Here is a 13,644-nt window from a genome sequence, read left to right on the forward strand (position 1 = left end):
CCCGACCGGAATGGATGGGAGAGCACCATGAGCGACGGTACGACGATGACGAAGCTCTCGACCTGGCACCCGGGCGAGACGGCCATCCAGCAGCAGGTCGGCGTCGCCGAGCGCATGGAGGACGTGGGTCGCCGCGTGGTGCGGGACTTCATGCCCGACCAGCACCGCGCCTTCTACGGGCAAATCCCCTTCATCGTGGCCGGCACCGTCGACCCGCAGGGCGACGCCTGGGCGACCCTGATTGCGGGGGCTCCCGGCTTCATCGGCTCCTCCGGCCCGACGGCCCTGGAAATCGCGGCCCGCCCCGACACGAGCGACCCGGCGAGCGCGGGCCTGCGCGATGGCGACGCTCTCGGCCTCCTCGGGATCGAGCTGCACACCCGCCGCCGCAACCGCGTCAACGGCCTGATCCGTTCGATGTCAGACGGCGTCATAAGCTTCGCCGTCGACCAGAGCTTCGGCAACTGCCCCCAGTACATCCAGCTGCGCGACCTCGCCTTCGTCCGCGACCCGCAGCTGCCCTTCCCGGGCTCCGTCGAGGAGAGCGCCATGCTCGACGCCGGTGCGCGCGCCATGATCGAGGCCGCCGACACCTTCTTCGTCGCCTCCTACGCCGAGCGCGACGACCGCCGCCAGGTCGACGTCTCGCACCGGGGCGGCAAGGCGGGCTTCGTCCGGGTCGCCGAGGACGGCACGCTCACGATCCCCGACTTCGCCGGCAACCTCTTCTTCGCCACGCTCGGCAACATCCTCCTGAACGGCAAGGCCGGCCTGGTCTTCGCCGACTTCGAGACTGGCGATCTCCTCCAGATGACCGGCGACGCCGAGGTCATCCTGTCCTCGCCCGAAATCGCCGCCTTCCAGGGCGCCGAGCGGCTCTGGACGTTCCGGCCCCGGCGGGTCGTGCGGCGGCGGGGCGCGCTGCCCCTGCGCTGGTCCTTTCGGGCAGATGGCTGGTCGCCGAATTCCCTGATGACCGGCGACTGGCGCGAGGCCGCCGACCGGCTCCGGGCCGCGGATCTGGCGACGCAATGGCGTCCGTTCACGGTCACGAGGATCGTCGACGAGAGCCGCGCGATCCGCTCCTTCCATCTCCAGCCTGCGGACGGGTCCGGGCTCATCCCGCACCAGGCGGGGCAGCACCTGCCCATCCGCGTGGCGCTCCCAGGCGCGGACAAGCCGGTCATCCGCACCTACACGCTGTCCGTCGCGCCCTCGGACGCGGTCTACCGCATCAGCATCAAGCGCGACGGCGCCGTGTCCGGGCACCTCCACGACACGCTGCGGGTCGGGGACGTGGTCGAGGCACGCGCGCCGGCCGGCGGCTTCACCATCGACGCCCGCGCCAAGCGGCCGGCCGTGCTGCTCGCCGGCGGCATCGGCATCACGCCGCTCCTCGCGATGCTGCGCCACGTCGTCTACGAGGGCCTGCGCACCCGGGGCATCCGGCCCACCACCCTGATCCAGGCGGCCCGGTCCAGGGAGGAGCGTCCCTTCGACCGGGAAGTGGCGGAGCTCGTGGGTGCGGCCCAGGGAGCGGTGAAGGTCGTGCGGGTGCTGAGCGCGCCCGGGGATGCCGTGGAGGGCGTGGACTACGACGTCGCCGGCCGGATCGACATGGCGCTGCTCGCCCGCGTGCTGCCGTTCGGCGACTACGACTTCTACCTCTGCGGTCCGACCGCCTTCACGCAGGCGCTCTACGACGGCCTGCGCGGCCTGAACGTCGCCGACGACCGCATCCACGCCGAGACCTTCGGCCCCTCGTCCCTGGTCCGGAGCGTGCCGGCCGGCACCGGGGCGGCCGCGCTGCCGCCCGCGTCGACGGAGCCGATCCCGGTCGCCTTCCTGAATTCTTCGAAGGAAGCGCGCTGGACGCCCGAAGCCGGAACGCTGCTCGAACTCGCCGAGGCGCGCGGCCTCAGCCCGGAGTTCAGTTGCCGGACCGGAACCTGCGGCACTTGCAGGACCAAGCTCCTGAAAGGAGCCGTCACCTACGCGAAGTCGCCCACGGCCCCCCACGCGGACGACGAGGTGCTGATCTGCTCGGCCACCCCGGCCGCGGGGAGCGACCCCGTCCATCTCGCCCTCTGACCGAAGGGCACGGCCCGCCGACCTCCCTCCCGACACGCGTCCACCCCGAAAACCCTGAGGAGAAGCCGATGTCCCGTCCCCCGCTGCCGCCGTTCACCGAGGAGAGCGCCATCGAGAAGGTCCGCCTCGCCGAGGACGGATGGAACAGCCGCGACCCGGCCAAGGTTGCCCTGGCCTACACGACCGACACCCGCTGGCGGAACAGGGCCGAGTTCGTGCGGAGCCGCAAGGAGGCCGAGGCCTTCCTGACGCGCAAGTGGAACCGTGAGCTCGACTACCGCCTGATCAAGGAACTCTGGGCCTTCACCGGCAACCGCATCGCGGTGCGCTACGCCTACGAGTACCGCGACGACAGCGGGCAGTGGTTCCGGGCCTACGGCAACGAGAACTGGGAGTTCGCCGAGGACGGGCTGATGCGGGCCCGCCACGCCAGCATCAACGAGCACCCGATCCGGGAGGAGGACCGCAAGTTCCGCTGGCCGCTCGGGCGCCGGCCGGACGACCATCCGGGCCTCAGCCACTTCGGCTTCTGAACCGATCCCCCGAAACCCAGGAGCGCCGCCATGTCTTCCTTCACCGTAGACAGGCGTGTGCGCCTGTCCATCGCGCTCGCCCTGGCCGACGGCGGTCGTGGCCCGCCCGTTCCGGCGCGGTGGGAATCGGAGGCCCGGACGCTCGGGATGTGCGGCGCCGAGATCGACGCCGCGCGCCGGGGCCGGAGCTTCGACCTGCGCACGTCGCGGGCGCTGTCCCTGGCCCTGGCGGCGGTCGCGCGTGACGGCGGACGCCTGTCACAGGAGCGTGGGCAGGCCGTGCGGTCGGGCATCCCCACCGAGGTTTGCCGCGAGATCGAGAGCCTGGCCGAAGACCTCGCGGGCGCCGCAAGCTAGCCGGCGCGGGCCCGACGCGTCGTTCACCATCCCAAGACGGCCTGGCCGCACGCTGGCACGAACAGCTGTATTCGTCGTGGCTACGATGGGCATGCCGCCAGGAACGGGGGAGCAGGACCATGGACCGCTGGCAGGCCATGCGCATCTTCGCGAAAGTCGCGGAGACGGCGAGCTTCGCGGAGACCGCGCGCCTCATGCACATGAGCCCTCCCGCCGTGACGCGAGCCGTCGCCGCGCTGGAGGAGACCATCGGCGCCCGCCTGTTCGTCCGCACCACGCGCTCCGTGAAGCTCACGGAGGCCGGGGGGCGCTACTACGAGGATTGCCGGCGCATCCTGGCCGACATCGTCGAGGCCGAGGCCGCCGCCGCAGGCTCCTACGCGACGCCCTCCGGCACGCTCGCGGTCACGGCGTCGGTCCTGTTCGGCCACATGCACGTGCTGCCCATCGTGACCGACTACCTCGACGCCTACCCCACCATGGCGGCGCGGACGCTGTTCGTCGACCGGCAGGTGAACATCGTCGAGGAAGGCGTCGACGTCGCCGTCCGCATCGGCCACCTGTCGGATTCCGGCTTCACGGCCGCCAGGGTCGGCTCCGTGCGCCGCGTCGTCTGCGGCTCTCCGGCCTACTTCGAGAGGCACGGCGTCCCGCAGTCCCCGCAGGACCTGAGGGACCACCGCGTCGCCATGTCCACGGGTGCCTGGGCATCGACGGAATGGCGGTTCGCGCAGGACCAGCGCGTGACGGTCCATCCGGCCCTGATGAGCAACACGAACGAGGCCGGCATCGCCGCGGCGCTGGCGGGCTGGGGCCTGACGCGGGTGCTGCACTACCAGATCGGCTCCGCCTTGCTCGAAGGCCGCCTGCAGGTCGTGTTGGCCGACTACGAGGAGGAGCCGCTTCCTATCCACGTGGTCTACCCCGAGGGGCGGCAGGCGCCCGCCAAGGTCAGGACATTCGTCGACCTAGCCGTGGCGCGGCTACGGGCCAACCGCCTGCTCAACTGAGCGGTAACAAGGTCGTCGCAGAGCGCCATCGGTCCCGGTGGATGTGACCCAGCCCTCCCGAGGTCGAGGCCGTCCCGAGCGGACCGCTTCCCATTGCATGGACGCGGTCCGCGGCGTGTCCGCGGCATGTCGGCCGTCCCGCATGCGGTTCCTCCACGCGGAAGGCGGTCTCAAGCCGCGAAGTCGGTCGAGACGCTGACGTGACGCCATGCGCGCAGCTCCGCGAGCCGCGCCTCGTCGCCGGCCTCGGCCCGCGCGTAGGCGTCGCTCCCGAGCACGAGACGTAACGGCGGGGCTTCGGCGGAGGCCACGGCCATCATCGCCTGGGCGGCCCGCTCAGGGTCGCCGGGCTGCTTCCCGTCGTAGGCCCGCTGCATTGCGGCGACCTTGCCGACGGTCTCTGCGTAGGCCGGGTTGCCCTCCGCGATCCGCGTCGACGCGCCCGCGAAGTCCGTCCGGAAGCCGCCGGGCTCCACGATGGTTACATGCACGCCGAAGGGCTTCATCTCGATGGCGAGGACCTCCGAGAACCCCTCCACGCCGAATTTCGCGGCCGAATACGGGCCGCGACCGGTCGCGCCGACGCGCCCCCCGATGGACGAGACCTGCAGGAAATGGCCGCGGCGCTGCGTCCGGAACAGCGGGATGGCCGCCCTGGTCACGTTGACGACCCCGAACAGGTTCGTCTCGACCTGGGCCCGGAACGAGGCGAGGTCGGTGTCCTCGATGGGTGCGACGTCGCCGTAGCCGGCGTTGTTGACGATGACGTCGAGCCCGCCGAACCGATTCGCGGCGGCCTCGACCGCGCGCCGCGCGGCTGTCTCGTCGGTGACATCGAGGGGCAGCGCGAGCACGCGCTCGCCGCCAGCCTCGACGAGGTCCGCGAGCGCGGCAGGATCGCGCGCCGTCGCACAGAGCCGGTCGCCCGCCGCGACGACGGCCCGGGCCAATGCCCGGCCGAGGCCACGCGACGAGCCCGTGACGAACCAGGTTCTATCCATCTTCACCACCGCTCGGTCTTGCTTCGACGACGCCGAGATCGTCGTCTGAACCTCCGACCTCAAGCATCGTGAGGCGAACCTCTCCATTGTCGAGAGCGGAATAAAAGTCGGGGTTCCTGTCGATTACCATCCTGGTCAGAAAATGGTCGGCGGCACATCCGCTCGACGACATCCAGACTTCGCAGGAGATGGATCATGAGCACGATCTCGCTCGCCGCCGGTGCAAGCCATCCTTTCGCTCACCGTGTGAGGGAAGCCGCCGCCAACACGCCTGCCGCGTACTTCGGCATCGTCCTGGGGCTGTCCGGCCTCGGCGGCGCCTGGCGCGCGGCCGCACTCGCGTGGCACCTTCCCGCGGTCGTCGGGGAGGCTGTGTACGCCCTCGCCGGGGCGGTCTGGGCCGTGCTGGTCGTCCTCTACGCCCTGAAGGCCATTCTCGCTTTCGACAAGCTGGCGGCGGAGGCCGCCCACCCGGTCCAGTGCTGCTTTATCGGTCTCGCAGGCGTGGCGACCATGCTCGTCGCGGGCGGGCTCTTCCCCCACTCGTCCGAGGCGGCCACCGTCCTGTTCGGCCTCGGTGTCCTGTTCACGCTCGGCTTCGCGGTCTGGCGGACGGGCGGCCTCTGGCAGGGCGGGCGGGAGCACGGCACCACGACCGCGGTGCTGTACCTCCCGACAGTCGCCGGCAGCTTCGTCTCGGCGACCGGCGCGGCGACACTGGGCTACCCGGACTTGGGCCAGCTCGCGTTTGGCGCCGGCATGTTCTCCTGGCTCGCGATGGAATCGGTGATCCTCCACCGCCTGCTGACCGGGACCGAGAAGCCCGTTGCCTTGCGGCCGACCCTGGGCATCCAGTTGGCACCTGCGCCGGTCGGAGCGGTCGCCTACCTCTCGGTCGGCAGCGGGGCGCCTGACATCTTCGCGCATGGCTTGATCGGCTACGGCCTGCTCCAGGTGCTGGTGCTAGCCCGGCTTGCTCCCTGGATCGCCAAGGCCGGCGCCGTGCCGGGCCTGTGGGCCTTCAGCTTCGGCGCGACCGCCATGGCCACGGCCCCGGTTCGCCTGGTCGCCCACGGCGATGCCGGATCGCTCGCCGTCCTCGCGCCGGCGCTATTCCTGGCCGCGAACGGCCTCGTGCTCGGCCTTGCGGTCATGACCGTGGCGCTACTGGTGCAGGGCAGGATGTTCGCTGCACCGATGGCAGCCAGCCAAGCGCAAACGTGACGGTAGTCCCTGGAACCGCTTCAAGAGGCTCGGCGACAACTTTCGACAAGCGTCGCTCTCGCTGGCCGAACGGCTCAACCCAGACTGCCGGCGAACCGCTGGGCCAAGCGCTGCTCCCTGAACGCGTCCGTGACCCAGTCGACGAAGGCCCGCGTCTTCGCCGGCAGATGGACGCGAGAGGCGAAGTAGAGGGAGATCGCGCCGGCATCGGCGTACCAGCGCGGAGCGAGGCGGACGAGCTCGCCCTTGTCCAACACGGGAAGCACGTCGGGCACGGCGAGGAGCGCGACGCCCAGACCCAGCAGCGCCGCTTCCCTCATGGCGCTCGGGTCGTTCACGACGACGCTTTCCCGCAGGAGCGCGCTCTCCTCGCGGCCGGTCGCGTCTCGCATCGTCCAGTGCCTGATGCGGCCGGTCTGGAGCGACCGCATGACGATGCCGTCGAAAGCTTGGAGCCCCGCCGGGTCGGGGGGCGGTACCCGACCTCGCATGTAAGCCGGCGAGGCCACGGCGATGATGTGGGCGGGGGCCAGGGGGCGGGCCACGATGCCGGGGGACAGGGCGAAGCCGCCGCCGATAGCGGCATCGTACCCTTCGGCGACGAGGTCGACCTGGCGGTTCTCGAAGTGCCATTCCGGCCGGACGCGCGGATGACGGGCCAGGAAGCCCGGCAGAAGCGGCAGGACGTGGCTCATCCCGAAGGTCGGAGGCAGGCTGACCTTGAGCGTTCCGACCGGTTCGCCGCCGTCTGCTGAGACGCCAGCAATCGCGGCTTGCAGGCCATCGAGGGTCCCTCCGACCGCCTGACGGAAGCCCTCGCCGGCCTCGGTCAGGGTGAGCTTGCGGGTCGAGCGGTGGAACAGGCGCACGCCGAGGTTTCGCTCCAGCATGGCCACATTGCGGCTGACCGCGGCCGGCGTCAGCGACAGCCGCCGGGCGGCCTCGGAGAAGCTGCCGCACTCGGCGCTGCGCACGAAGGCTTCGAGGTTGGCCAAGGTCTCCATGCCACCACCTTCAACGATCCGTTGAAGGCATAACAAGCCATTCGCAGCTAAACCAGGAGGAGTTCCCGGGCCATCCTGATCCCATCGAACACGCGATGGAGCGATGACATGACCCAGGTATCCCACCCTCTCGCCGGCAAGGTAGCACTCGTCACCGGCGGATCGCGCGGCATCGGGGCGGCCATCGTCCGTCGCCTCGCCTGCGACGGCGCCGACGTGGCCTTCAGCTACGCCGCCTCGCGCGAGCGGGCCGAGGACGTCGTCCGGGAGGTCGAGGCGCTAGGCCGGCGGGCGGTCGCCATAAGGGCGGACCAAGCCGACGCCGGCGAGGTCGAGGCCCTGGTGCAGAAGGCCCACGCCGCGCTCGGTCGCCTAGACATCCTGGTCAACTCCGCGGGCGTGTTCGTCACCGGAATGGTCGACGACGCCGAGGCCGACCGTGCCGCGTTCGACCAGCAGTTCGATGTCAACGTCAAGGGCGTCGCCGCGGCCGTCCGGGCTGCCGTACCGCTGATGACGGATGGCGGGCGCATCGTGTCCATCGGCACCACCGGCGCGGTCCATATCCCGTTCGCCGGCGCCGCCGACTACGTCGCCACCAAGGCGGCGGTGGCGGCCTACACCCGCGGCTGGGCCCGCGACCTCGGACCCCGCAACATCACGGTCAACCTGGTCCAGCCCGGTGCGATCAACACCGACATGAACCCGCAGGATGGCCCTTTCGCCGAGACGCTGAAGGGCTTGGCCGCGCTCGGCCGCTACGGACAGCCGGAGGACATCGCGGCGGCGGTCGCGTTCCTGGCCGGGCCGGACGCCGGGTACGTCACCGGCGCCACCCTGAACGTCGACGGCGGCCAGTCCGCCTGACCCCTCGACCCCTCATCGGAGGAGACAGAGTTATGACCTCCATCGGCATCATCGGCGCCGGACAGATCGGCCGCGCCATCGCAACGGCGCTCGCCCGCCACGCCATTCCCGCCACGCTCGCGAACAGCCGCGGGCCTGACAGCCTCGCTGAGACCGTCGCCGCGCTCGGGCCGAGCATCACGGCGGGGACCCGCGAGGAGGCCGCCTCGAAGGACATCGTCTTCGTTGCGGTGAACTGGTCGAAGCTGCCCGCCGCCCTCGCGGGCCTGCCTGACTTCGGCGGCCGCATCGTCGTCGACGCCAACAACCCCATCGAGGCACCGCTGTTCAAGCCGTTCGACCTGGGCGCCTGCTCGTCGAGCGAGGTCCTCGCGGGCCTGGTCCCGGGAGCGCGGGTCGTAAAGGCGTTCAACCACCTGAGGCCGGACCTGGTCTCCGGCGATCCCGCCGACCGCGGGGGCCGCCGCGTGCTGTTCTACGCGGGCGACGACGCGCAGGCGAAGGCGGAGATCGGGGCGCTGATCGACCGGCTCGGCTATTTCGGCATCGACCTGGGTACGCTCGCGGTCGGCGGCCGCCTCGTCCAGTTCCCGGGCGGCCCCTTGCCCGCGCTCGACCTCGTCAAGTTCGGCTGAACATCCGAACCGGCCATCCCAAGGAGGCGTCCTATGTCGGACACAACATCGAAATTCCCGGAAGCTGCGGAACCTCACTACGACCGGCTGCTGCGCGCCAACTTGGAGCGCGTCTTCAACGAACGGGACGCAGGCAAACGCATCGCGGCCTTGGACGAGCTCTTCGTAGACGAGCCGGTCATGTACGAGCCTGCCAATGTCGTGCGGGGGCGCGCTGCCATCGCCGACGTCGCCGGCAAACTGCTGGACCAGTTCGGGCCGACCTTCCGGTTTACGCCGGCCGGGGCGGCCGTCGGCCATCACGGCCTGGGCTCCCTGCGCTGGAGCGCGGGTCCCGACGGTGGCCCGGTCACGGTGACGGGCTCGGACGTCGCCGAGATCTTTGACGGCAGGATTGCGCGCCTCTGGGTACTGCTCGACCCCCCCGGCACGTGAACCGGGAGGGTATCGGGTGCTTGGGGCGGCGGGTGCGGACATGAATGCAGGACGGCCTCCGACTGTCCGAGTGGTGATCAGTCAGCGCGCACCGCAACCTGGCCTTGGCCGCCAACCACGACCACCGTGTCCGAGGCGCTCCCGTCCTCGGGCTCGAACGCCCAGACCTTGTGGCCGGCCTTGCGGAGGCGCTCCGCCGGCGTGGGCTCGAAAGCCTCGTCGAGCCGGCAGGCGACCCTGCGCTGGATCTCCTTGAACCGGCCCCGGATACCCTGGTGGATGATGACCTCGCCGGCTTCAAGCGCGGCCACCTCGACCCCGCCCAGGGGGGCTGGGAGTTCGGAAGAAGTTCGGTAATTTGCCTCCCGAACCATCGATTTAGAGATGTTTCCCTGGATTCCAGCATCCCGAAAATCAGCTTCCGAGCTGATGTCGCCGCCGAAAAATTCTTCGTGGCGACAGGTGTTTACGATGGCGCTCTCGTTGTCGGTGAGCTGCTTGGTCGCCAGCGTCTCCACGGTCGGTGAGCTGCTTGGTCGCCAGCGTCTCCACGGTCGAGCACATGTCCAACGCCCGTGGGTAACCCTCTGACCCGCAATGCTTTCCGCCTTCGGAACCGCCCACTTCGGCAGGGACTTCGGCAGAATCCGCGAAGGCACGCCGCACCGGGAGCGGGCGTCCGGTGCGGGCCGCGTGCCGCTCCCGGAGCTTCGCCTCGTACTCCGACACCAACTCCATGCCCTCGATCATCTGCTCGGAGGCGGTATGGGCATAGACCCGCTCGGTGACACCGATGTCCGCATGGTGCAGGAACTCCTTCACCAGCTTGATGTTGCCGGTCGCCCTGTACAGCCAGCTTCCCCGGGTCCGCCGCAGGTCGTGGAGGCAGAGCTTCTGGAGGCCATGGTTGGCCCGAACGGCGACCCAGTAGGCCTGGAAGAAGCCGACGTTGAGGGGATAGTGCTCGCCCCTCGTGTATGAGCGACCGTAATGGTTTACCCTCGTCGACTTCGAGACGAAGGTGAAGACGCTTTCGGGATGCTTTCCGACCTGGTGATCCAGGATCTCTCGCATCATCTTCGAGATGACCACCTCCCGGACCTTTCGGTTTTCGACCTCGATGCGGCGCTTGCGTCCATGCTTCCTGACGGTCTTGACCCGCACCCGGATCACGCCGGCATCCAGGTCGACATCGGCCCACTTGAGCTCGATGGCGTTGGTGAGCCGCAGCGCGCTCTCAAACAGGAACACCAGCGCCGGCCGGAGGTCGTCCCTCCAGGAGGCGGTGACCGCGTCCACCTCGTCGACGCTCCATTCCTGGGTGCGGGGATGCCGGACGATGACGTGATGGGGCCAGGCCGGCATGTCGGGAAGGTAGAACTTCCTCATCTCGACAGCATTCCTCATGAGCCGACGCAGGGTCGTCACGTGCTGGTCGACGCGGCTGTCTGTCATCTTTCCCCGGGAGGGATCGTCGTAGTGATCGTAGCCCTCCAGGGTGGCGATCAAGCCGATGACCGTCTCGTCGGTGATGTCGCTCAGCAGAGTGTGCGGCTTGAGGATGTCGACGATGCGGTTGAGCACCGTCCTGACATCGCCGGCGCCGACGTCCTTGCTGGCCTTGTGCTTCCAGAACCAGTCCGCGGCGTCCAGCAGGCGAGCGTCGCGCTGCTTGGTCGGCACCCCGCGCTTGCCGTGAACGCGGACGTGCTTGTCGATGAGCTCGTCGCGCCACTCGCGCGCCTTCCTCTCCGCCTCCCGCTTGTTGCCGGTTTCGGAAGTCCTGGAGTGCCGCTTCTTGTAGAGGGAGAAGACCATCTGCCAGTTCGGGCTGTTATCCCGCTTCTCCACCCACTTGCCCTTGTCCACGAGCTTGCCGCTCGTGGCCTTTCGCCGAACCCTTCGCTCGGTTCGCGTCCCCGTGGCGGTTTCGTCGCCCGGAACGGAGAGGTGGGTCACTTGTCGGATCCTGGCCATGATCAGCGCCTCCCCCCGCGTTGCCGGGCCAGCCACTGCTCGGCGAAGCCGTCGGAATGAACCGAATTGGCCGGAGGCCGGCCGCTAGGTGCCCTCCTCGTGACCGTCGCGGGCAGGAGAGGCACGACCCGGCGCGCCGCCACGAACCGGTCGAGATCCTCGTCCGTCACGCGCAGGTGCCGGCGGACCGAGCCGCGGCCGATCTCGAAGGCGGACAGCGAGCCGTCCTGGATCAGGTGGTAGGTCTCGCTGGTCGAGATGCCGAGCTTCCTGGCGGCCTCGGCGACGGAGAAGACCTTCTCGAAGGCGAAAGTCAGGTGGGCCGTGCCCATGGTCATGAACATCGTCGTGATCCTCGTTCTCGTGGGGTTGGATGGTGCCTCAGTCGCCCGTGGCGCCCTGACCGCCCGCGCGCAGCAGGGCGCCACGGGAATGCCGGTTGAGGTCATGCAGGATGGGCGTCATGGCCCGGAGGACCGCGAAGATGTCGGGCTGGGACCACCTCCTGCGGCGGATGACGCCCGCCCTGGGACGCAGCCCGAGCCAGGCCGTCACGTCGTCCGGGAAGAGTTCGGGCGCACGGTGCCAGAGTTCGCCGAGGACGAAGCGCCGGAGCGACCCAGGCGAGATCCACGGGGCTCCCTCCGTCCGGCGGTAGCGCTCGAAGCTCCGCCGGATCCGGTCCGGGGAAGGCCCGCGCCAGGATGCGCCGGTCCATGTCGCCGCCTCGCGCAGCGCGCAACCGGGGAGATACGTCGCGGTTTCAGGCGGGCCGCCGCAGCGATCCGGCCGGGCCGGATGGGCGATGATCCCCGCTCCCAGGTCGAGGCGCCAGCGGCCGGACGAGGTGACGACGTCCGGACCCAGCGCCCCGGCGAGCGTGAGCAGGGACCACCGCCTGACATCCTCGTCGCCCTCGACCGACGCGACGAAGGCCGCGACATCGGACAGGAGCAGCCGCCGCAGCTTGGACGCAGGATGCCAGGTGCGCTGCCCGGCACCGGGCCGGATCAACTCGTCCACTTGGATCGTGCGGTCGAACCGGATCTGACCCGACCGCAGCAACTCGCGGTGGCGCGCCGGAGAAAGGCCGGCATCGACACCGACGTCCCGTTCCCACTCGGTCGCGGGCACGGCTTCCCGATCACGCCCGCTGCTGCGGGCGCGCTTGGTATCCCTGGTCATCTGCTCAGTCCTATCTGGTTGCTGGATGCGGGCCGGGCGATCTCCCCGTCCGACCCGCCTGTCGCGTGCGAGGCGTTTGACGCGCCCCGAACGATCGCCTAGCGTCCGGATTCCTGTCGGGCCCTGAGGCCCTCGGGTTGCTGGACGTCGCGGCCGGTCTCGTCGAAAAGGCGGCCGCTGTTCTCATGAGGGGCCTTGGCGGTTGCACCCGTCGAGGCTTCTCTGTTTCGGGAATGGCCCGTATGGCCCCCGTCAAACTTCGGCGCGATGGACTCGGTCCAAGCGGCGCGGTGGCTCGCAGAGCATACAGGATGGGCGGCCGATGTCGAATCGGCGCCGCCGGCAAGTCACTGACATTGCTCACGTTTCCAAGGATTGGTCGCCTGATCCTTCAGGAGGCCGCCCCCTATCCTTGGTTCCTGGTGACGAAGGGCTTGCAGGACGAAGGAACACGACGTTTCCGGCTTGCCGACGGCGGGCCAGGGCCCGCCGCTCCGCCTCGACCATGACCTCGGCCGCCACGGCAATCCGGGCACGTTCGACCGCCGCCTCGTAGACCTTCGACCCGAGCTCGCGTTCGATTTCCGAAAGCGTGCCCAGCAGGGCGAGGACTGCCTCATCCATGACGAGGGCCCTCCTGCTCGGCGCGGGCAATCGCCCGGTCATGGGCCTCGACGAGCCTGAGAAACGCCGTCTCGTCCACCACACGCTGGGCGACGAGCAGGCGTGCAAGACCCTCAACGAGCGCCTGGTGTCTTCGCACGATCCCCTGGGCGACCCCGTAGGCCGATTGAAGCTCGGCCTCGACAACGGCACGCAGGTCCCGGTCGCGGTCCAGGAGGGCGCTGGCCCGGTCGATGGAAGCCAGCCTCGCCAACGAGGCCCCCAGTCCGTAGCTCGCGTGCTTGGCAGCCACCAATGCCGTGGCTTCCCCGAGGTCGCTGTGCGCACCCGTCGATGGCCCCAGCCCGAGGACTTCCTCGGCGGCCCGTCCACCCAGCAGGCCGACGACGACCGCGGTGATGTCGTCCGGGGACATCGTGCTCCCGTCCGTCGGCGTCGAGACCGTGTGGCCGCCGGCCTGGCCCTGCGCGACGATGCAGATCCGGCGTACCCGGTGGCCGCCGGCCCGATGCAGGCAAACCGCATGGCCAGCCTCGTGGACGGCGCATCTCCAAACCGCGGCATCAGATCTCCCGTCGGGAGGTGCCGCCTCCCGGACAAGGTCCTCTAGGAGCCCGTCCGAGTAACGGGTTCGCGTGTCGAGATTGGCATGGGGATTTCGACGGTCAGATGGTTTGCTGCGGGTTTAACTCCTGGCCTGT

General features: G+C 69.7%; 15 protein-coding genes and 1 pseudogene. 8 read left to right on the forward strand and 8 right to left on the reverse strand.

Going from position 1 to position 13,644, the window contains the following annotated elements; all coding sequences use genetic code 11:
• Positions 1-27 precede the first annotated feature (27 nt).
• The 4 genes from BY998_RS12825 (at position 28) to BY998_RS12840 (ending at position 3,991) form a co-directional block, all read left to right on the forward strand.
• On the forward strand, positions 28-2,091 hold the full coding sequence (locus BY998_RS12825) for a pyridoxamine 5'-phosphate oxidase family protein (RefSeq protein WP_110352000.1): 2,064 nt from the start codon (positions 28-30) through the stop codon (positions 2,089-2,091).
• Positions 2,092-2,159: 68 nt separating this feature from the next.
• A complete protein-coding gene (locus tag BY998_RS12830) occupies positions 2,160-2,624 on the forward strand; it encodes a DUF1348 family protein (RefSeq protein WP_110352001.1) in 465 nt (154 codons plus the stop codon).
• 30 nt (positions 2,625-2,654) lie between these two features.
• On the forward strand, positions 2,655-2,981 hold the full coding sequence (locus tag BY998_RS12835; protein ID WP_110352002.1) for a hypothetical protein: 327 nt from the start codon (positions 2,655-2,657) through the stop codon (positions 2,979-2,981).
• Between the two features lie 119 nt (positions 2,982-3,100).
• Positions 3,101-3,991 (forward strand): LysR family transcriptional regulator, encoded by an 891-nt coding sequence (locus BY998_RS12840; RefSeq protein ID WP_110352003.1) that lies wholly within the window; start codon positions 3,101-3,103, stop codon positions 3,989-3,991.
• 170 nt (positions 3,992-4,161) lie between these two features.
• Here the strand turns inward: BY998_RS12840 and BY998_RS12845 are convergent, their stop codons facing one another.
• Entirely contained in the window at positions 4,162-4,992 is an 831-nt protein-coding gene (locus tag BY998_RS12845; RefSeq protein WP_110352032.1) for an oxidoreductase, read from the reverse strand.
• Between the two features lie 195 nt (positions 4,993-5,187).
• Here BY998_RS12845 and tehA point away from each other — a divergent pair, with 195 nt between their 5' ends.
• Positions 5,188-6,216 (forward strand): dicarboxylate transporter/tellurite-resistance protein TehA, encoded by a 1,029-nt coding sequence (tehA, locus tag BY998_RS12850; RefSeq protein ID WP_110352004.1) that lies wholly within the window; start codon positions 5,188-5,190, stop codon positions 6,214-6,216.
• A gap of 74 nt (positions 6,217-6,290) precedes the next feature.
• Here the strand turns inward: tehA and BY998_RS12855 are convergent, their stop codons facing one another.
• Entirely contained in the window at positions 6,291-7,220 is a 930-nt protein-coding gene (locus tag BY998_RS12855; protein WP_110352005.1) for a LysR family transcriptional regulator, read from the reverse strand.
• A gap of 108 nt (positions 7,221-7,328) precedes the next feature.
• Here BY998_RS12855 and BY998_RS12860 point away from each other — a divergent pair, with 108 nt between their 5' ends.
• The 3 genes from BY998_RS12860 to BY998_RS12870 are packed head-to-tail and all read left to right on the forward strand — an operon-like array spanning position 7,329 to position 9,157.
• Positions 7,329-8,087, forward strand: coding sequence for an SDR family oxidoreductase (locus BY998_RS12860; RefSeq protein ID WP_110352006.1), 759 nt, complete (start codon positions 7,329-7,331; stop codon positions 8,085-8,087).
• A 32-nt stretch (positions 8,088-8,119) separates the two neighbouring features.
• Complete coding sequence (locus BY998_RS12865; protein WP_110352007.1) at positions 8,120-8,722, forward strand: NAD(P)-binding domain-containing protein; 603 nt, start codon at positions 8,120-8,122, stop codon at positions 8,720-8,722.
• A 33-nt stretch (positions 8,723-8,755) separates the two neighbouring features.
• Positions 8,756-9,157 carry a nuclear transport factor 2 family protein gene (locus BY998_RS12870; RefSeq protein ID WP_110352008.1) on the forward strand — a complete coding sequence of 134 codons (402 nt, stop codon included), beginning with the start codon at positions 8,756-8,758 and terminating at the stop codon, positions 9,155-9,157.
• A gap of 77 nt (positions 9,158-9,234) precedes the next feature.
• On the opposite strand, the gene BY998_RS12875 is transcribed toward BY998_RS12870, so the two are convergent.
• From BY998_RS12875 to BY998_RS12895, 6 genes and pseudogenes are all read right to left on the reverse strand, one after another.
• Positions 9,235-9,675, reverse strand: coding sequence for a hypothetical protein (locus tag BY998_RS12875; RefSeq protein WP_146221776.1), 441 nt, complete (start codon positions 9,673-9,675; stop codon positions 9,235-9,237).
• Entirely contained in the window at positions 9,572-11,116 is a 1,545-nt protein-coding gene (locus BY998_RS12880; RefSeq protein ID WP_181425510.1) for a tyrosine-type recombinase/integrase, read from the reverse strand. The genes BY998_RS12875 and BY998_RS12880 overlap by 104 nt, the downstream gene beginning before the upstream one ends.
• Positions 11,117-11,136: 20 nt before the next feature.
• Entirely contained in the window at positions 11,137-11,478 is a 342-nt protein-coding gene (locus BY998_RS12885) for a helix-turn-helix domain-containing protein (RefSeq protein ID WP_181425511.1), read from the reverse strand.
• A gap of 37 nt (positions 11,479-11,515) precedes the next feature.
• Entirely contained in the window at positions 11,516-12,319 is an 804-nt protein-coding gene (locus tag BY998_RS12890; protein ID WP_110352012.1) for a hypothetical protein, read from the reverse strand.
• Between the two features lie 360 nt (positions 12,320-12,679).
• A complete protein-coding gene (locus tag BY998_RS23975; RefSeq protein WP_146221777.1) occupies positions 12,680-12,943 on the reverse strand; it encodes a hypothetical protein in 264 nt (87 codons plus the stop codon).
• Positions 12,936-13,478, reverse strand: a pseudogene (locus BY998_RS12895) (hypothetical protein); the annotation flags it as partial. The gene BY998_RS23975 and the pseudogene BY998_RS12895, both read right to left, overlap by 8 nt.
• Positions 13,479-13,644: the final 166 nt, after the last annotated feature.

The sequence above is a fragment of the Methylobacterium sp. B4 genome, assembly GCF_003201865.1.
Lineage (GTDB): Bacteria > Pseudomonadota > Alphaproteobacteria > Rhizobiales > Beijerinckiaceae > Methylobacterium.

Bases quoted from the DNA above. Each gene is read 5' to 3' on its own strand.
- BY998_RS12890 (WP_110352012.1), bottom strand. From the start codon at position 12,319: ATGACCAGGGATACCAAGCGCGCCCGCAGCAGCGGGCGTGATCGGGAA.
- BY998_RS12835 (WP_110352002.1), top strand. From the start codon at position 2,655: ATGTCTTCCTTCACCGTAGACAGGCGTGTGCGCCTGTCCATCGCGCTC.
- BY998_RS23975 (WP_146221777.1), bottom strand. From the start codon at position 12,943: ATGGATGAGGCAGTCCTCGCCCTGCTGGGCACGCTTTCGGAAATCGAA.
- BY998_RS12885 (WP_181425511.1), bottom strand. From the start codon at position 11,478: ATGTTCATGACCATGGGCACGGCCCACCTGACTTTCGCCTTCGAGAAG.
- BY998_RS12825 (WP_110352000.1), top strand. From the start codon at position 28: ATGAGCGACGGTACGACGATGACGAAGCTCTCGACCTGGCACCCGGGC.
- BY998_RS12865 (WP_110352007.1), top strand. From the start codon at position 8,120: ATGACCTCCATCGGCATCATCGGCGCCGGACAGATCGGCCGCGCCATC.
- BY998_RS12830 (WP_110352001.1), top strand. From the start codon at position 2,160: ATGTCCCGTCCCCCGCTGCCGCCGTTCACCGAGGAGAGCGCCATCGAG.
- BY998_RS12860 (WP_110352006.1), top strand. From the start codon at position 7,329: ATGACCCAGGTATCCCACCCTCTCGCCGGCAAGGTAGCACTCGTCACC.
- BY998_RS12840 (WP_110352003.1), top strand. From the start codon at position 3,101: ATGGACCGCTGGCAGGCCATGCGCATCTTCGCGAAAGTCGCGGAGACG.
- tehA (WP_110352004.1), top strand. From the start codon at position 5,188: ATGAGCACGATCTCGCTCGCCGCCGGTGCAAGCCATCCTTTCGCTCAC.
- BY998_RS12870 (WP_110352008.1), top strand. From the start codon at position 8,756: ATGTCGGACACAACATCGAAATTCCCGGAAGCTGCGGAACCTCACTAC.
- BY998_RS12855 (WP_110352005.1), bottom strand. From the start codon at position 7,220: ATGGAGACCTTGGCCAACCTCGAAGCCTTCGTGCGCAGCGCCGAGTGC.
- BY998_RS12845 (WP_110352032.1), bottom strand. From the start codon at position 4,992: ATGGATAGAACCTGGTTCGTCACGGGCTCGTCGCGTGGCCTCGGCCGG.